Below are 18,069 nucleotides of genomic sequence, written 5' to 3' on the forward strand. Positions count from 1 at the left end.
TTATTCTCCAATGCAGATCATCGCCCACAGATAACCTGTGCTTGAAGGAATCAGGCTGACAGCAATTTCATTAAAGCTTTCATTTAAGATATTGATGCGATGGGACTCTGAATGCATCCAGAAATCCATGGCTTCATCAACACTTTGATATTCAAAAGCGATATTCTCCGCATAATAATATGTATCAATTCCTACCTCATCAAGCACGGTTGCGAAATAACTGCCGTCAGGTCTTTCATGACTGAAGTCGGCGGCTAACTCATTCACTCGGATATCAGCAGCGTTTTGTAATGCGGCAGAAGCATTGCTGAGTGCTTTTAAGCCAGCTTCAGCGCGATATTCATTGACTTGATCAATGACCTGTTCAGCCATCGAGCGTTCATAGCTGCTTTCGCTCAGATCACTGTCAGGCGGCAGCGGTTCATTTTGAGAAGCTTCGCCGAGATAACTGCCATTTTCCGCAAATAGGTGACTGACACCGTCAATTTCAACGAGGCCGACCGCCATTTTACCATTTGGCAATAGATAGTAGCTTGTACCGTTTTCAGTAATCCATTTGCTGTCCTGCATGATGCCGTTATCAGGATTCAAGTAATACCAGTCACGGTTTTCCGCAACCCAGCCAGTCTTCATGATGCCGCTGTCATAATCCAGCATGTACCAGCATTGATACTGATCCTGAATCCAGCCGCTGAGCCGCATATTTTCAACATTATAATAAGCCCAGCCAGCTTCTTCCTTAACCCAGCTGCCCTCGCTGAACGCGTGAACAGACAGGGAAGATGCCATGAAAAGGCAGAGTGTAAGCATTATTTTTTTCATATAAAACCCTCTTTTAAGTGTTATTATTATATCATTATCAGCATCAATTGTCGATTTTCTTCAATTGTATAAATAACTGAATAATGATAAAATAAATGCGATTGCTGAGGTGGTATAGAATGATTCGTTTAGGAATTCTGGGAGCAGGCAACATTGCTCATCGTTTTATGAAGGGTGTACAGGGAGCAGAGACATTTAGCGTTGTCAGTGTTTACGCGCGTAAAGCGGATAAGGCAAAGCAATTTGCTGATGATTTTAATATTCAAAGCTATACTGATGATCTTCATCAGTTCCTGAATCATGATGAGCTTGATGCGGTATATATTGCCACCCCTAATTTTCTGCATTTTGAAAATGTGATGCAGGCTTTAAGGGCTGGACTGCATTGTATGGTAGAAAAGCCGGCGTTTATTGAACCAGCGCAAGCTTTAAGCGCCTATCAATTTGCCCAGGAGCATAATCTGATTCTGATGGAGGCCATGAAGGTCTGTTATCTGCCGACCACCCAAAAGGCGAAGCAATGGCTGAATGATGGTAAAATCGGTAAGGTGATTCACATGGAAGCTAGCTTCTGCCGCAAAAGTGACATTGATGCAAGCCATCCGATTTTTGATGTGCAGAAGGGCGGCGGTGCTTTATTTGATGTCGGCTGTTATGCCTTGGCAATGGTACGTGAATTGCTGAATGAACCCAATCATGTTGACGCATGGTTTCATTTATGCGCCAGCGGTGTTGATGATACGGCTGAATTATTATTGACATACCAAGATACCTGGGCATCGATTCAGGCCAGTTTCCTGCTTGATAAGCAGAATGCCGCGATTATTTACGGCAGTGAGGGAACGATAACGATTCCTGATTTTTGGAAGAGCAGCCGCATGGAGCTGCAGCGATATGATGGTTTAAAGGAAAGCTTTATCTGTGACCAGCCTTCTGAATTTACGCCGCAGATCAATTATTTTGCTGATTTGATTCTGGGCAAGGTCAAAAGCAATGCATCGATATCCGGACTTTTGAATTGTGGAATCATTAAGGAGGCAATAGAACATGGATACAATCAAAACTAAGACTAAGAAATTCTGGCAGCTGTTTATCAAGCAGCAAATGGAACTACAAGAAGCATTAAAGGATCAGCAGCAGGCAAAAATTATAGAGCTTGTCCGGATTTTAAATGATGAATTATTATCAACAGCCGGTTGTTTCTTAGAGGTTGAAGGCAATGGCGAAGATTTTTATGAATGTACTTTTCTAAGCGGCGATGATAAAAGCTCACAGCTTATCTGCGCTTATATCAAAAAATTTGCACCGGAAAGAGTATTAAATCATTGGATCATCAATGATTGCCAGCAGCCATTAAGCGAAAAAGGCTTTCAAACACGTTTTGATGTGCGCGATGTCAGCTATGGAGTTGAAGATATTCAAATATGCATGCATGTGCTTGAGGGCGCTCAGATGGTTGATCTTGATGTGTGCTGCGCGGCATTTGAATGGCAGGATGAAAAGGAAAAGCAAACGATTACCGCCCTGCTGCTTGAAATGATGATTGGTACTTTACAGATGGAAGCTCATATCAATAGCTTTACTTGTGTAGATCAGCAGGATGCCAAGGAAGAGTGGTTTGCCTTAGCCGATTTATATGAACGATTGCTTGATCTGATTGAAACTAAAAAATGGCCGGACTTTAAAGATCCGACCCAGATTTATCGGGCGTATAAGCTGGATAAGGAAGAAATCAATGATAGTGTTCATCACGATAAGCTGCTGATCACTACATGCCATCCGGAATTATTTGTGGAAATCATGAATGAACAGCGTTTGATTTTAGATAACTTTAATCGGCTTGGCGGTGAATACGGAACTCTGGTTTATGAGCATGAGGGAGTAAGTGAAAATCTCGCGCATAATAAAAAACAGCTTGAAAGGGAATTGAATGAATTGCTTTATTCACTGGGGCTGGCACGTTGCATCGGCGGTGCTTTAGGTACGCATTATTGTTATATCGATGTTGCGGTATTTGACCGTCAGGATTTTAAACAGGCATTAGTTAAAATCAATGAAAAGCTGCCAGTTCAGCTGAATTATTTCCCTTATTAGTGTCACTTAGCGGACACTTTTTTCATGTTTGCAGAATTCCTTATACAGATTGATTATCGCTCTTTTTTCGATCCGTGAGACATAGGAGCGTGAAATGTGAAATTCCTTTGCGATTTCCTTTTGCGTCTGTTCAGGATGATTAAATAAGCCATAACGGCGTGTTAAAATCTCTAATTCACGCTGATCAAGGACATAGAGATAGTCCTTCATTTTTTTAATGTTTTCATCAAGCATATAATCATCAATCGGATTGGTCGGTTCTGAAGCAATGGCATCAATTAAAGACATTGAACTGCCGTCAGTTTCATTGCCAATCGGTTCATTTAACGAAATGGTGGACGCGTGTTTGGCATTAGAACGAATAGCCATCAAAATTTCATTTTCAATGCATCGGGCTGCGTAGGTTGTTAATTTATGGCCGGTTTCCAGCCGATACGTATCAATCGCCTTAATCAAACCAATCGTACCGATGCTGATCAGATCTTCTTTATCAATTTTCTTGATGTCATATTTTTTTACGATATGAGCGACCAGTCTGAGATTATGCTCAATCAGCTTGTTGCGGGCTTCCTGATCATGATTTTCAAGTCGCTGCAGCAGCTCAGCTTCTTCCTCTTTGGAAAGCGGATCTTTAAAGCGGCGGGACTGGATAAAGCCTAAATAAGTAAATAGATTGGTAAAACACGATAATAAAGTTTCAAACATAATTTTCTCACCTGATATAGTCTATGAATAATTTTAAGAAACTATTTCTAATTAATTTATTTTGTATCTGATTCGGTTTTGATACAATCTTTAGGGATCGTGTTTAAAACCGAGAATTCAGTTGATTTGATGATTAAACACGGATAAAAGTCTTTATTCACACTGCTGGTTTTGGTATAATAAGCAGGAGGTGGCCTATGTTTGATTATTTAAAACCGGATCTGCAGATTGCATCTTATCAGCAGCTGGATGTCGGCATGCTTCAAAGGGCAGGCATTGAATTGCTGATCTGTGATATAGATAATACATTGGCGGTTCATGATGAAAAGCTGCCTGGTGCAAATGTAAGCGAATTTGTCAGAAAGGTACAGGCTGCCAATCTTAAGTTCTGTCTGATTTCTAATAATCGAGAAGAGCGGGTAAGGCAATATGGTGAGGCTTTAGGTGTAAGGTCATATGCTTTCGCGCTGAAGCCGATGAAGCATACATACCGTAAAATATTGAATGATTTTCAGGTTGACGCTCATCAATGCGCCTGTCTTGGCGATCAGCTGCTGACTGATGGGCTGGGTGCTAAGCGAATGAAGATGCTGATGATATTAAGTCAGCCCTTATCTGAAAAGGATATTATTTATACTCGAATCAATCGTCATGCAGAGCGGTGGATTCTGAAACAGTTTGAAAAGAGGTAAACGAATGAGTAAAAAATGTATTGGCTGCGGTGCTGAGCTGCAGAGCGAGGATGCCGGCCAGATCGGATATACACCTAAACCTGAGGCTGATTATTGTCAGCGTTGTTTTCGCATCCGTCATTATGACGATGTGATGATTTCAATGAAGCAGGGAATTGATTCTGATTCAGTGCTGAGCCGGGTTGCTGAACTGGATGCTTTAATTTTATGGGTTGTGGATCTGTTTGATTTTGAAGCGAATCTGCTAAGCGGCATAAACCGCCATTTAGCGGGTAAGGATATCGTACTGGTTGGTACGAAGCGGGATCTGCTTCCGGATACGCTGGGAAATGAGAAGCTGGCTCAGTTTATCATGCGCCGATTGAAGCAGACAGGCATCAGTGTCAAGGGAATCGTGATATGCGGAGATTTGGTTAAGAATGCCAATACGCAGATGAATTACAGTGTTGATGAGGTGCTGAACTGTATCCATCTGCTGCGTCATGATCGTGATGTGGCCGTGATTGGTATGGCTAATGCTGGTAAATCAACGCTGCTGAATGCTTTGATGAATTCAGCGCAGCTGACTACGTCGCGTCATCCCGGCACGACCTTAGATTTTACCAAGCTGCCGTTTGAAGATTTTGTGATTTATGATACACCGGGCTTAACACGCTTAGACAGCTTGCTGACGCATATCAGCGATGCGGATTTAAAGAGTGTGATCCCGATGAAACAGGTGAAGCCGATTGTTTATCAGCTGAAAGGTTCACAAACCCTTTCCGTAGGCGGTTTGGTACGGTTGGATTTATTGGATTGTGAAGCGGTGAGCTGTGTCTGCTACTTCAGTGACCGATTAAAAATTCACCGCGGCAAGCAGGAAAATGCGGATAAGCTGTGGGTGGATCATATCAATGAGCTGCTTGTGCCATCAATCAGCAAATCATTCAGGGATTTTGCGATGGTACAGCGGGATGGATTGAATGGCAGTATCGATGTTGTGATCCATGGACTTGGCTGGTTCTGCATTCAGGGACATGTGTCTCAGATACGTGTATATACAGATAAAAATGTCAATGTGACATTCAGAGAGGAAATGATTTAATGTTAAGTAAAAGTGATAAAACTAAATTAAGAGGCATGGGGCAGAAGCTTCGTCCTTTATTTCAAATCGGCAAAGATGGTATTACCGAAAATCTATGTGCCACCTTGTCTGATTCTTTGGAAGCACATGAGCTTGTGAAGCTGAATGCTTTGAAGACTTGCCCGGTGGGTATTCAGGAAGCAGCGCTTGATCTGTCAGCCGCCACCAATAGTGAAATTGTACAGATCATCGGCAAAACAGTTATCCTGTATCGCCGCAGCAAAAAGAATAAGTGTGAATTATAAGATGCGGATTGGTTTGGTGGGCGGCAGCTTTGATCCAATCCACAATGCCCATCTGGCAATGGGAAAATGGGCACTGAGGAAGGATCACTGCAAAGAGGTTTGGTATATTCCAACGGTTTCTACCCCGCTGAAGGATCGGGCGCTGACTTCCTATGCGATCCGCGCGGCCATGGTGAAAGCGGCGGTTGCGCCATATCGGCATATGAAATTATGTACGATTGAGGAAAAGCTGGCAGCTCCATCTTATACGGTGAGAACGCTGAGAGCGTTAAAGAAGCGTTATCCAAAGGCTGAATTTGTTTGGTACATCGGCGCTGATCAGGCTGCACAGCTTGATAAATGGAAGAATATTGAGGAGTGTCTGCAGCTGGCTGCTTTTAAAATATTTCGCCGCAATGGGGAATTGATCAACTGCGCTTATGACCTGCCGATTTTGGATATGGAGGAAATGCCGGTATCCAGTACGCAGATCCGCCAAGGGGCTTTTCAGCATTGTCCCGCGTCTGTGCGTTCTATTATAGCGCAGGAGCGGCTTTATATTGATGAATACGCGGCTCATTCAATGAGTGAGAAGCGGTATCGGCATTCTGTCAGTGTGGCGGCATTAAGCGCCCATTTGGCTAAAGCCCATGGTCTTGACGCCCAGGCCGCTTATACAGCGGGGATGCTTCATGATATCTGCAAGCAATGGCCTTATGAAAAAGCACGGCTTTGGATGCAGACGCAATTTCCTCAATATCTGGATGAAGCACCGGCCATCTGGCATGGTTATCTGGGGGCTGATACGGTTAAAAGACATTATCGGTTAAATGATAAAAAAATTCTGAACGCCATCTATCATCATGTCAAGGGAGACAGTACAGACCCGTTGGCGATGATTTTATATATGGCTGATAAGCTAGACCCGCTGCGTGATTATGATTCCAGTCAGGAAATCGTACTTGCCGAAGAAAATCTGCATAAAGCCTATGAACTGGTTCATGCACAGCAGCAGGCATATTTAAAGAAGGAGAAGAAACTATGAATCAAACGCTTGAAACAATTTTGAAATCTATTGATAAAGCGAAAGGATACAACACCATCGTCTATGATTTTAATAAATTTAATCCATTCATCGATTATGTGGTAATCACGACTGCCAGCAATCTGCGTCAGGTTAACGCGCTGGCTGATTATATCCGTGAAGATCTTTTAAAAGAACAGCTGCCGTTAAAGCATATTGAAGGCAACAAGGAAAGCAAATGGGTGCTTGTCGATGCTGATAGTGTTGTTGTCCATATCTTTGAAGAAAATGAACGGTCAGTCTATGCGCTTGAGAAGCTGTATGCCGGCTGTGATCGGGTGAATTTTTAATGAATATGTATCATGCTTTAGCTGCTCATTATGATTCATTGGTGAAGGATGATGAGGCTACGCAGGCATGGGTCGATCTGATTGAACGTTCTGCCGATTTTAAGCATGTTGTCGAATGTGCCTGCGGAAGCGGGGAGATTACACTTGCTTTGGCGCGCAAGGGCTATACGATTGAAGCCAGTGACTTATCTGAGGATATGATTAATCAGGCAAAGCAAAAGCCTGATGCGGATAAGGTCGATTGGAGTGTTCAGAACATGATTGACTTAAAGATTAAAGCAGTGCCTGAACTGATGCTATGTCTTTGTGACAGCTTAAATTATATTCTGGAGGATGAACAGATCATTCATCTTCTGCAGCAAGCGTATGAACTGCTTTCTGAGCAGGGCACATTTATCTTTGATGTTCATTCCTTAGACCGACTTGATGAATTTAAGGAAGAATTTCTTGAAGAGGGCTGTTTAGACGGCACAAATTATGAATGGAGTATTCAAAGTGATGATGATTTAATCTATCAGAATTTTGTATTCTATGATGAAGCGGCCAATGCCCATTATGAACAGCATATACAGCGTGTGTATGATCCGCTGTGGCTGAAGGCTGAAGCTGAAAAATGCGGGTTTACAGTGAACATCGTGACGGATTTTATTCATGACGGCATCACTGAAGGAGAAAAATATTTCTATATTTTGAAAAAGGGGGCAGAACAATGATTGGAATCATTGCGGCAATGCAGAAAGAAATTGATGAAATGCTGCTGCTGTGTGAACATGTGCAAGAAAAGCAGGTCGTTCACACAACCGTTTATGAAGCAGAATTAGCCGGTAAAAAGGTTGTGCTGTGTCTGAGCGGTGTCGGCAAGGTAAATGCGGCAATCGCGGCAACGGTGCTTGCGACCCGCTATCCGTTAAAGGCGCTCTTGAATATCGGCACCGCCGGCGGTTTAAAGGCGAGTGAACATGTGCTTGATGTCGTGATCAGTGATCGTGTTGTTCAGCATGATTTTGATACCAGCGGCATTGATGGGGAAAGCGGTTATGGATTGTTTTATGAAGCAGATCAGCACTTGCTTGAAATCGCCAGCCAAGTTCTTCAAAACATGGCAATTCCTTATCATATTGGCATGGTAGCGACCGGTGATCAATTTATCCATGAAGATCATCAGATAGAGCGCATCTTATCACGCTATCCAAAAAGTATCTGCGCTGAAATGGAAGCTGGCGGTATCGCACAGGCAGCGGCTTATTATAAACTGCCATTTATCGTTTTGCGTTCGCTCTCAGATGTAGCGGTGAATGATGATTCACCAATGGATTTTCTAAAATATGTCAGTGTAGCTTCAAAGCGATCCGCTGAGTTTACTAAACAAATCGTAGCAATATTATAAGCTGAAATCCCTGTGATTCCAGCTTTTTTCTTTATAATAAAAGCAATTTTACCAAAACTATTTGGCATAAATAAGTATGGAGGTAATTATAAAAGCAGTGCATTATATAACTGTAAGGAGAAAGAAAATGAATCAAGAAAGACGGTTGAATATTCTATTGCATGAATTATTAGAAAATCATGAGCCGATGACAATCAAGGATTTATCGTTAAGATTAAATGTTTCATACAAAACAGTGCAGAATGATCTTATGCAATTAAAACGTGAATTAAGTACAAAAGGCGCGCATATTGAATCAAAAAGAAGTATCGGTATTCACTTGATTATTGATGATGAACATCGATTTAATTCATTTCTGAAAAGTGTCGTCATACAGCGGGAAGATGCAAATCGTGATGAAAATATTGAAATTCAGCTGACCTATTTTTTACTTACAACCAAGAATTATATAAAAATTGATGAGCTGACAGATATTTATTATTTTTCAAGAGCGAAGATATCTTCGGTATTAAATAAAATTAATAAAAGCTTTATGAAATACCATTTAGAAATCGTGTCAAAACCATTTTATGGCATGAAAATTGAAGGTAAAGAAAGAGACCGCCGTCGATATATTCAATCTATTTACTCATCATATATTTCTAATGAGCAATTAAATCAATATGAAAAATTATTAGCGATGAATCAGATCAAACAAATCCTTAAACGTCATGAATTATCGATGTCATCTACCTCATTAGATTCAATAAGGATTTATATGGTAATTGCCATGTATCGTATGCAGAAGAATTGTTACATCGGAATGGATGTCGCGGAATTAAGCTACTGCTGTGAAATGAAAGAATTTGCTGCTGCCAGTGAACTTGCCAAATTGATGGAAGATAAAAATCATGATCCTGTGCCGATTGATGAAATTGCCTATCTGACCCAGCTTCTCAGCGGTAATCAGAAATATAGTCAAGATAAATACCAGAAATTTGAGGAATCGATTCATTTCGATCTGGATCGCTTGATTAAAAAGATTTTTCATCGAATCAATGATTTATTCGCTAAAGATTTTTCTAAAGATTTTGAACTTTATATATCTCTTGGCCTGCATATGATTCCTTTAATAAGCCGTATTCGATTTAATTTTGGCATCAAAAATCCCTATGTCAGTGATATTAAAAAAACATATCCGTTAGCCTATGAAATTGCAGTTGAAGCAGCTATGGTATTAGAAGAAGAATTTGATATGGGATTGGACGAAGATGAGATAGGCTATCTGGCACTGCATTTCAATCTTGCACTCGAACGTGAAAAGCTTCAGATTATCAACCTTAAAAAAATTTTGATAATCTGTTCAACCGGCGGCGGCATGGCCAATTTACTGGCTTTTAAAGTAAGCTCAAATTTTGCGAAATATATTTCAAAAATTGATACTGCTGATCTTCATGAAGTGAGTGAAAAAAATCTCGATGAATATGATTATGTCTTGACGACAGTACCGCTGCCTTATGAATTACAGAAGCCTGTATTGCAGATTTCACATATGCTCAGCAGCAATGATATCGGTAATATCAATAGCTTCTTTGATGCCCAAAAAGAGAGCTGGGGCTTGATTGATATATTATCTCCTGAAGATTTTATGACTGATATAAAGGGTGAGAATAAGCATGAAATTATTAATGCAATTGTTTTGCGATTGAAATTAAATCATCAGCTGCAGGAAGATTTCTATGAACAAACTCTGCGCCGTGAAGCATTATTTTCAACGGAAATAGACAATAAAATCGCTTTTCCGCATCCACTGGTGCAGGAAACAAATGAAACCTTTATGTCGGTAACAATCTTAAATAAACCAGTCTTTTGGACCCATGATTATGTGCAGGTAATATTGATCGGCAATGTGAAAAAGGGGGACGGCGCTAAAGCACAGCGGATGTATGAAGAGTTTGCAAAGCTGGTATCAAGTAAGGAAAGCATTCTTACTTTAATAAAAAATCCTACTTACCAGACATTATTTAATGAAATAGAAAAACAAGGAGAACATTAAAATGGGAATTGAAAAAGGGTTTGAGATTATTTTGCATGCGGGTAATGCTAAGAGCATGGCTTTAGAGAGCATTGCCTTTGCGGAAACAAATGAATTTGAGAAAGCAAAACAGGAACTTGAGAAAGCGGATAAGGAATTGGTTTTAGCTCATCAGGTACATAAAGATATATTAGATTTGCTGGCTAACGGTCAAAAGATTGATGTCGATTTAATTCTCGCGCATGCTTTAGATCATTTGTCATCAGCAGAACTAATATGTATTTTAGCACAGAAATTCATTCATCTTTATGAAAGGATAGGAGGAAAATAGAATGAATATATTATTGTGTTGCAGCGGTGGTTTTTCAACAAGCTTAGTCGTATCGAAAATGAAAGAGGCAGCAAAGCAGAAAGGGGTGGATTGCCGGATATGGGCGGTAGGTGAGAAAGATATTGATGAGAATCTGCCTAAAGCGGATATTGTCATGCTGGCACCGCAAATTGCTTATCGGGCGGGTGATTTTGAATTAAGATGCCGACAGGCTGATAAAAAATTTGTGATGATCGGTCAACTTGATTATGGTCGATGCAATGGGGAAAATATATTGACACAGGCGCTTGAAGCGTTATCTTAAAGAAAGGGAAAGATTATGAAAAAACTAATGACATTCATAGAGGGGACATTATTACCAGCTGTAAATAAATTCGGATCAAATAAATACATAGTTGCATTAAGAGATGGTATCGCAGCCATTATTCCATTTACGATTATTGGCAGTATCTTCATGATTATTACAAGTTTTCCGGTTAAAGCCTGGACAAATTTTATTGAACCTTACAGTGCTTATTTGAATATTCCTAACACTGTATGCATGGGCTTGATGGCAATTATTGCGGTTTATTCAGTGGCTTATAACGTTGCGAAACAGTTGGGTGTAAAACCAGTGTCGGCAGGCTTTGTTTCGCTGGTTGCATTTGTAATTACGCAGACTCAGCTGGATGGTACGATCAGTACGGCTAATTTTGGCTCAACTGGCTTATTCTTGGCAATTGTGATTGCATTGATTTCTACCAAAATCATTGAAATATTTGAGAAGAATAATATTACGATTAAATTGCCCGCCAGCGTTCCTACCATGGTAGCTGATTCATTTTCTGTATTGATTCCGGGTTTTGTGGTGATTACCTTATTCTGGGTATTAACAAGTATTTTAGGCTTAGATCTTAACGCTATTTTGACTCTGGTTTTCAGTCCATTAGTCAGAGGCTTGGATACTCTGCCGGGTATGCTGTTAGTAGTTTTTGTTTCCTTAGCGCTTTGGTGCTGCGGAATCAATGAATCGGTTATTTCAGGGTTAACTTATCCTGTATGGTATGCTTTATTGGCTGAAAACACAGCAGCTTGGCAGGCTGGCGAAACCGTAACTCATATCGGTGCTTATGGATTTCAGTATTTTGGCTTCTGGATGGGTGGCACGGGCCTTACGATTGCTTTAGTATTACTAATGCTGCGGTCAAAAGTGAAAATGTATAACCAGTTAGGAAAGCTGTCAATTATTCCAGGTATTTTTGAAATTAATGAGCCAGTGGCTTTTGGCTTCCCAATCGTTTTTAATCCAATTATGTGGATTCCTTATATTTTAGCTCCGTTAGTAACGACAACATTATATTATTTTGCCTGCAGTATGGGTTTGATTGGTATGCCGGTAGTAGCTATTCCTTGGACGACACCGCCAGTATTAAATGGTTTCCTAGTTACCGGCGGTGATTGGCGGGCTGCGGTATTCCAATTAGTGATGCTGGTAATCGGTGTTATTATTTATTATCCATTCTTTAAATATGTTGAGAAAAAAGAATTGGCTGCCCAGCTGAGCGCTGAACAGAATGAAGCAATTCAGTAATTGAGAGGGACAAATGAAAACTTTAAAAGAAAATTTTTTATGGGGCGGAAGTATTGCCGCGCATCAATGTGAAGGCGCTTATCAGGAGGATGGCAAAGGGCTGGCGATTATGGATCTGGCAACGCAGGGCAGCTATGGGGTGCCGCGTGAGTTTACAAAACAGGTTGAGCCTGGCAAAATCTATCCATCTCATGAGGGCATTGATTTTTATCATCGTTATAAAGAAGATATTAAATTATTTGCTGAAATGGGATTTAATTGTCTTAGAATTTCTATTGACTGGTCTCGGATATATCCAAGTGGTGATGAAGAAGTTCCTAATCAAAAGGGAATAGAATTCTATCAGCGGCTGGTTGATGAAATGCTGAGCTATGGAATAGAGCCGATGGTTACGCTTTATCATTTTGAAATGCCGGTTGAAATTGTCCGGCAATACGGTTCATGGGCAAATCGCAAAATTATTGATTTGTATTTGAAATTTGCTGAAACGATGTTTAAGGCATTAAACAATAAGGTACGGTATTGGGTTACTTTTAATGAATTAAACCATGTTGATCCGATGAGTAAGGCCTCCGATATGTTTACTTATCTAGTGGCTGGTATTAAGTATTCTGAACTGGAAAATCCTAAACAGATACTTGCGAACATCGGTTATAACATGAGCTTAGCGAGCGTGAAAGCTGCTTGTTTAGCCCGTAATATCAACGCTGATAATAAAGTGGGCTGTGTATTTGGCATTACACCATTTTATCCGGCAACACCGCATCCGGATGATGTCTTAGCGGCTTTTAAACAGACGATGCGTGATTTCTATCAAGTTGACGCTATGTGTTTTGGTCAATTTCCTCAATATAAAATAAATGAATATATCAGCAATGATATAAATATCAATATTCTTGAGGAAGATGAAAAGTTCTTTTTTGAGGGCAGATTGGATTTCTTAGGCTTTAACTATTATCAAAGTGAAATGTCATCGACGCTTAACACCAAACAAACGTCTGAAAACCGCGGCTTGCATGGCGGTTATATCAATCCCTACCTTGAAGTATCCGACTGGGGCTGGCCGATTGATGCAAAGGGTTTGCGATATATGCTTAACCTTGTTTATCGGCGGTATAACCTGCCGATCATTATCACAGAGAATGGTCTAGGAGCTGCTGATGAGGTCACTGCAAATAATGAAATTATTGATGATTATCGAATTAAATATTTGAATGATCATATCAGAGAATTGAAAAAAGCAGTTATTGAAGATGATGTTGATTGTTTTGGGTATCTGATGTGGGGACCGATTGATTTAGTCAGTGCGACAACTGGAGAGATGAAGAAACGATATGGCTTTATCTACGTTGATAAACAGGATGATGGGTCAGGGACACTCAACAGATACAGAAAGAAGTCTTTCAATTGGTATAAAGAAGTAATCGCCAGCAATGGCGAGAGTATTGAATAAAATTAAAGATTCCTCTACAGTTTAAGTCACTGAAAAGGAATCTTTTTCTTGTTTCTATTAGATGGCAATCTATTTTTAATCATGTTATACTCCTTGTATTTCTGATATTGACTTTGCCCTTAGGGCAAGGTGTACCATTGATTTAGACAGGAGGTGGCTTTATGCTGACAATTGGTGAATTCTCAGCAATATGTAAGGTTTCTGCGAAAACATTGCGTTATTATGCTGAGATTGGCTTAATATTGCCAGAGCTTATTAATCGTGAAACCGGTTATCGTTACTATTCTATGAATCAGCTTGAAACGATGCTGATTATTCAGCGATTAAAGAATTATGGCTTTTCATTAGAACAGATCAAGGCATTGATTCAATCAGAAAATAACTTCAGCGATCAGCTTTATTTGGCCTTATCACAGCGCAAACTAGAAATGGAAAAGCAGATCCAGGCGATGAATGGTACCCTTGATCAGCTGGATCACGATTTAGTGATTTTAAAGGAAGGTAAATCTATCCTTTCATATTTGGAGGATATCGATGTGCAGCTCACAGAGGTTCCTGAAATGAATCTTCTGTCAATCCGCAAGCTAGTTCAGCAGGCAGACTTTCCAGCAGCGTATGAGGATTGTTTCGCTGCCTTATTCAGAAAAATTGTGCAGGATCAGCTGACATGTGCAGCAGCGCCGATGGTGCTTTTTCACAGTGATGAATTCAGCCCTTGTGGGATGGATACTGAATTTGCGATACCGATCAAAGAGCGGGTAACCGGCACCAGAGCTTTTTTGCCTGGCCTCTGTTTGAAAAGTGTACTGACTGGTTCTTATGATAATCTGCCTTCTGTATATGCCAGACAGAGTGATTGGATCAATCAGGAAGGTTATGAAAGTAAGGACGCCTTATTTGAGGTCTATGTTAACGATCCTTCTCAGGTTGAAAGCTATGATGAGCTGATCACGGAAGTTTATCTGCCAATCCGAAAAAAAGAGAATGTGCTGAATCGAAAGGAAAATGCGTATTATGATAAATCAGGAGCAGTATAAAATAATTGAGAATTGTGTTATGAAAGATTACAAGAATACAGCCGGAATTGTTGTTATGAAAAAGGGTCAGCTTATGCTTGAACAATATTTTAATGGCTGTGATGCTGAAAGTATGGTTCATGTTTATTCCGTAACCAAAAGCATTGTTTCAATTCTTATCGGCATTGCATTAGATCAAGGGTTCATTAAAAGCATTGATCAGAAGGTGCTTGATTTCTTTCCTGAATATGTGATTAAAAGAGGCGAGAAGCTGATCCAGCAGATAACCTTGCGTGACTTGCTGATCATGCAGGCACCATTTAAATATCGAATCCCGCCTTATTTGAAATATTTTAAGAGTGATGACTGGCTGCAATTTACGCTGGACTTATTAGGCGGCCGAAAACCTGTCAAAACCTTTAACTATACACCCTTGATTGGCCCGGATATTTTTACCGGCATCTTACGCAGGTCCAGCGGCCAGACAGTGTTGGAATTTGCCAGAGAATACCTTTTTGAACCTTTGGGAATCAATGTCGAAAAGAGTATTTATTTTAACAGCAAAGAAGAACAGATGGCTTTCAATAAGGCTAAGGATATCAACGGCTGGGCAGCTGATTTGACGGGTCTAAACGCCGGTGGCTGGGGCTTAACGCTATCTACGTTAGATATGGCTAAAATCGGTCAGTTATATTTAGATAACGGTCTTTGGAAAGGCAAACAAATCGTTTCTGAGCAGTGGGTAAAGATGAGTACAAAAAGACAAAATTTTTGGGAACAGGAAAAGCTGGCGTATGGTTATCTTTGGTGGGTTATTGATGAAGAGAAGCACTCAGCGGCAGCGGTTGGAGACGGCGGCAACGTGATCTATTATAATGCTGAGCATGATTTGGTTATAGCCATTACCTCGCTCTTTGTTCCCCGTGCGAAAGACCGCCTCGCATTTATAAAAAATACTATTGAGCCGCTTTTTATCGGCTGATGCTGAAACCGCAGCTTTTGCGGTTTTTTATATTAAAAAACGTGCCTTTGCACGTTAATTAACAGGTATCAATTCATTTCTTTTCAGGAAAGCCGTCAGATTTTCAATATCCGTTTTTGTATTTGCTGACCATTCAAAAGTATCTAGGATATCATAACCGCTGTCAAGTTTCTTTACTTTGACAATGGCTGGGATACTCTCTATTGAATAGAGATTTTTTATGATTTGATTGTTGTAGGTAGAGGATGAATCTTTATAATTTATTTTATAAATTTCATCGAAGTGAATTTCACCGTTCTCATTGCTGATCTGCCTAAGCATAACTTCATCAAGATAGATACAATCTTCGTTCTCAGAATCATAGACAAATACATAAATCGTATGATCCTCAGCAGCTTCAAATACATCTGTTATTTCACTTTCTTTATAAAGTTTAGCATTTACGACACTTAAATTTACTTTTTGCAGCTTCATGTAAGTATACAGCAAAGATAAGGCGGCAAGGATGGCGAAAATTGCTACTGCGACAGCGGCAATCTTAAGCGTTTTTTTCATAATAAATCACCCCGTACTATTTATTTTAACATAACCAAGATTTTATGACAATAACCCTTAACTTAATGTATAATAGAGGAGACGAAGGTTGGAAGGAATGATTCGCTTTTGAAAATACAGAGTAAATTAATATCGTTGTTTATGGTCTTGCTGCTGCTGATTCTGATTGTTGTTAATTATGCGCTCAATATCAGCGGGCCGGCTATTAAGGCAGAGGCTGAAGAAAAACAGATGATTTTAAAGATACAGGAAGAATACCCGCAGTGTGAGGATTTTTATCGTCATAGTTTTCGTTATGTGACATATTCAGCAGCAGATGCGGAAAAGATTTACTGGTTTAATCAGTTTGGCGAGCTGATTCAGTCAAAAACAAAAGCGTCGGCACAAACTACTGAAGCGCTGCGAATCGCGGCTGAATATGGTTTCAGTGACATTGCGCCGGTTTATGGCTATGGTTATGAAAATGCTGTATATGTATTTGAGCAAAAGGGTACTTATTTGTATCTTGATTATGATACACTTGAAGTAGTTTATTATATGAAGGAGAAGCTGGTATGAGCAAATGGTTTGAGAAGGATTACATTGATCGGATCAGTTATATCCTGAGTGAGTTTGAAACGATCAATCTGAATGCTGAAGAGGGAATGGTTGTTTTGCTGATTCAGTTTTATAATGATCATAAACAGACGATTGAAGCGGCATCTATTGCGCAAAAGCTGAAGGTGGATGTGGATCGGATAGATGAAATTATCAATGGTTTAAGTGAGAAGGGATATTTAAAGATCAGTTTTACGAATCGAACTTTAGAATTTAATTTAGATGGTATTTTTGAACATAGTGAAGAGGCTATGGAGTTTAATGAAACCTTGTTTGAAATGTTTGAGAATGAATTTAAACGGCCTTTGACACAGATTGAACTGCAGCGGTTAAGTGATTGGATAAAAACTTATGAATTGAAATTAATCAGTTATGCGCTTCGAGAGGCTTCAATTAATAAAAAATGGAGCTTTGACTACATCGATAAAATTCTTTATGAATGGCAGCGCAAGGGGATTACAGCTGAGAAATATGAAAGTGGGGATAAATAATGACAACGGATGAAATACTTGATGAACTTGAATTGATTTTTCCAAATGCTGAATGTGAATTGATTCATAAAAATGCGTATGAATTATTGATTGCTGTAATTTTATCCGCGCAGACAACCGATGTGTCAGTGAATAAGATTACACCCGCCTTGTTTGAGCGCTTTCCAACCCCACAGCTATTGGCGAAGGCTGAGCTTAGTGAGATTGAGCCATACATTCATTCAATTGGTCTCTACCGCAATAAGGCGCGTTCAATCAAGGGCTGCGCTGCTGCGTTAGTAGAGAAGCATCAAGGCATAGTGCCTTCGACTATGAAAGAATTGACTGCTTTGCCTGGCTGCGGAAGAAAAACGGCAAATGTCGTGCTCAGCGTTGCTTTTAATGTACCGGCCATTGCTGTTGATACCCATGTTGAACGGGTAAGCAAACGACTGGGATTAGCGAAACCGGATGACAGTGTGCTTGAAGTAGAGAAAAAATTAAAACGTAAGATTAAAAGAGAACGCTGGAATAAGAGTCATCATTTATTTATCTTCTTTGGCAGATATTTATGTATGGCGCGAAATCCTCAATGTGAGCGCTGTCCATTTCAGTCAATATGTAAACGAAAAAAAATTGAAGCTGTCAGTTAGCTGATCA

The 18,069-nt window shown here is 40.0% G+C and carries 21 protein-coding genes and 2 pseudogenes; 19 read left to right on the top strand and 4 right to left on the bottom strand.

Going from position 1 to position 18,069, the window contains the following annotated elements; all coding sequences use genetic code 11:
• On the bottom strand, nucleotides 1-822 hold the full coding sequence (locus DAHG_RS20485) for a CAP domain-containing protein (RefSeq protein ID WP_022937577.1): 822 nt from the start codon (nucleotides 820-822) through the stop codon (nucleotides 1-3).
• Between the two features lie 119 nt (nucleotides 823-941).
• Between DAHG_RS20485 and DAHG_RS06710 the strand changes: the two genes are divergently transcribed.
• Nucleotides 942-1,889: a Gfo/Idh/MocA family protein gene (locus DAHG_RS06710; RefSeq protein WP_022937578.1), complete on the top strand. Its 948-nt coding sequence runs from the start codon at nucleotides 942-944 to the stop codon at nucleotides 1,887-1,889.
• A complete protein-coding gene (locus DAHG_RS06715; protein WP_022937579.1) occupies nucleotides 1,870-2,916 on the top strand; it encodes a hypothetical protein in 1,047 nt (348 codons plus the stop codon). Before DAHG_RS06710 ends, DAHG_RS06715 begins: the two co-directional genes overlap by 20 nt.
• Nucleotides 2,917-2,922: 6 nt before the next feature.
• Here DAHG_RS06715 and sigK read toward each other — a convergent pair whose 3' ends face one another.
• On the bottom strand, nucleotides 2,923-3,621 hold the full coding sequence (gene sigK / locus DAHG_RS06720; RefSeq protein WP_022937580.1) for an RNA polymerase sporulation sigma factor SigK: 699 nt from the start codon (nucleotides 3,619-3,621) through the stop codon (nucleotides 2,923-2,925).
• Nucleotides 3,622-3,818: 197 nt separating this feature from the next.
• Between sigK and DAHG_RS18985 the strand changes: the two genes are divergently transcribed.
• The 14 genes and pseudogenes from DAHG_RS18985 to DAHG_RS06790 form a co-directional block, all read left to right on the top strand.
• Nucleotides 3,819-4,313, top strand: coding sequence for a YqeG family HAD IIIA-type phosphatase (locus DAHG_RS18985; protein ID WP_022937581.1), 495 nt, complete (start codon nucleotides 3,819-3,821; stop codon nucleotides 4,311-4,313).
• 4 nt (nucleotides 4,314-4,317) lie between these two features.
• The gene (gene yqeH / locus DAHG_RS06730; RefSeq protein ID WP_022937582.1) at nucleotides 4,318-5,397 is read left to right on the top strand and encodes a ribosome biogenesis GTPase YqeH; all 1,080 of its coding nucleotides are present in this window, start codon (nucleotides 4,318-4,320) and stop codon (nucleotides 5,395-5,397) included.
• Entirely contained in the window at nucleotides 5,397-5,681 is a 285-nt protein-coding gene (locus tag DAHG_RS06735; protein WP_022937583.1) for a YhbY family RNA-binding protein, read from the top strand. The genes yqeH and DAHG_RS06735 overlap by 1 nt, the downstream gene beginning before the upstream one ends.
• A complete protein-coding gene (nadD, locus tag DAHG_RS06740) occupies nucleotides 5,671-6,705 on the top strand; it encodes a nicotinate (nicotinamide) nucleotide adenylyltransferase (protein ID WP_022937584.1) in 1,035 nt (344 codons plus the stop codon). Before DAHG_RS06735 ends, nadD begins: the two co-directional genes overlap by 11 nt.
• A complete protein-coding gene (gene rsfS, locus DAHG_RS06745; RefSeq protein ID WP_022937585.1) occupies nucleotides 6,702-7,034 on the top strand; it encodes a ribosome silencing factor in 333 nt (110 codons plus the stop codon). Before nadD ends, rsfS begins: the two co-directional genes overlap by 4 nt.
• The gene (locus tag DAHG_RS06750; RefSeq protein ID WP_022937586.1) at nucleotides 7,034-7,747 is read left to right on the top strand and encodes a class I SAM-dependent DNA methyltransferase; all 714 of its coding nucleotides are present in this window, start codon (nucleotides 7,034-7,036) and stop codon (nucleotides 7,745-7,747) included. Before rsfS ends, DAHG_RS06750 begins: the two co-directional genes overlap by 1 nt.
• Nucleotides 7,744-8,421: a 5'-methylthioadenosine/adenosylhomocysteine nucleosidase gene (locus DAHG_RS06755; RefSeq protein WP_022937587.1), complete on the top strand. Its 678-nt coding sequence runs from the start codon at nucleotides 7,744-7,746 to the stop codon at nucleotides 8,419-8,421. The genes DAHG_RS06750 and DAHG_RS06755 overlap by 4 nt, the downstream gene beginning before the upstream one ends.
• A gap of 127 nt (nucleotides 8,422-8,548) precedes the next feature.
• Complete coding sequence (locus DAHG_RS06760) at nucleotides 8,549-10,456, top strand: BglG family transcription antiterminator (RefSeq protein WP_022937588.1); 1,908 nt, start codon at nucleotides 8,549-8,551, stop codon at nucleotides 10,454-10,456.
• A 1-nt stretch (nucleotide 10,457) separates the two neighbouring features.
• Nucleotides 10,458-10,766 (top strand): PTS lactose/cellobiose transporter subunit IIA, encoded by a 309-nt coding sequence (locus tag DAHG_RS06765; protein WP_022937589.1) that lies wholly within the window; start codon nucleotides 10,458-10,460, stop codon nucleotides 10,764-10,766.
• Nucleotide 10,767: 1 nt separating this feature from the next.
• Complete coding sequence (locus DAHG_RS06770; RefSeq protein WP_022937590.1) at nucleotides 10,768-11,070, top strand: PTS sugar transporter subunit IIB; 303 nt, start codon at nucleotides 10,768-10,770, stop codon at nucleotides 11,068-11,070.
• A gap of 15 nt (nucleotides 11,071-11,085) precedes the next feature.
• Nucleotides 11,086-12,336, top strand: coding sequence for a PTS sugar transporter subunit IIC (locus DAHG_RS06775; RefSeq protein ID WP_022937591.1), 1,251 nt, complete (start codon nucleotides 11,086-11,088; stop codon nucleotides 12,334-12,336).
• Between the two features lie 13 nt (nucleotides 12,337-12,349).
• Nucleotides 12,350-13,789 carry a family 1 glycosylhydrolase gene (locus tag DAHG_RS06780; RefSeq protein WP_022937592.1) on the top strand — a complete coding sequence of 480 codons (1,440 nt, stop codon included), beginning with the start codon at nucleotides 12,350-12,352 and terminating at the stop codon, nucleotides 13,787-13,789.
• A 161-nt stretch (nucleotides 13,790-13,950) separates the two neighbouring features.
• A complete protein-coding gene (locus DAHG_RS18990; protein WP_022937593.1) occupies nucleotides 13,951-14,826 on the top strand; it encodes a MerR family transcriptional regulator in 876 nt (291 codons plus the stop codon).
• Nucleotides 14,827-14,845: 19 nt separating this feature from the next.
• Nucleotides 14,846-15,703, top strand: a pseudogene (locus DAHG_RS06790) (serine hydrolase domain-containing protein); the annotation flags it as partial.
• A 9-nt stretch (nucleotides 15,704-15,712) separates the two neighbouring features.
• Here DAHG_RS06790 and DAHG_RS22130 read toward each other — a convergent pair.
• Together DAHG_RS22130 and DAHG_RS06795 are read right to left on the bottom strand one after the other, a co-directional pair.
• Nucleotides 15,713-15,760 (bottom strand): annotated as a pseudogene (locus DAHG_RS22130) (hypothetical protein); the annotation flags it as partial.
• Nucleotides 15,761-15,841: 81 nt separating this feature from the next.
• Complete coding sequence (locus DAHG_RS06795) at nucleotides 15,842-16,342, bottom strand: hypothetical protein (protein ID WP_022937595.1); 501 nt, start codon at nucleotides 16,340-16,342, stop codon at nucleotides 15,842-15,844.
• A 108-nt stretch (nucleotides 16,343-16,450) separates the two neighbouring features.
• On the opposite strand from DAHG_RS06795, the gene DAHG_RS06800 reads away from it, so the two are divergent.
• From DAHG_RS06800 to nth, 3 genes are read left to right on the top strand one after another with little or no spacing between them, the layout of a single operon-like run.
• Nucleotides 16,451-16,900, top strand: coding sequence for a hypothetical protein (locus DAHG_RS06800; protein WP_026880857.1), 450 nt, complete (start codon nucleotides 16,451-16,453; stop codon nucleotides 16,898-16,900).
• The gene (locus DAHG_RS06805) at nucleotides 16,897-17,430 is read left to right on the top strand and encodes a DnaD domain-containing protein (protein ID WP_022937597.1); all 534 of its coding nucleotides are present in this window, start codon (nucleotides 16,897-16,899) and stop codon (nucleotides 17,428-17,430) included. The genes DAHG_RS06800 and DAHG_RS06805 overlap by 4 nt, the downstream gene beginning before the upstream one ends.
• Entirely contained in the window at nucleotides 17,430-18,062 is a 633-nt protein-coding gene (gene nth / locus DAHG_RS06810) for an endonuclease III (protein WP_022937598.1), read from the top strand. Before DAHG_RS06805 ends, nth begins: the two co-directional genes overlap by 1 nt.
• Nucleotides 18,063-18,069: the final 7 nt, after the last annotated feature.

This window comes from Dielma fastidiosa, from assembly GCF_000313565.1.
Classification (GTDB): Bacteria; Bacillota_I; Bacilli_A; order Erysipelotrichales; family Erysipelotrichaceae; genus Dielma; species Dielma fastidiosa.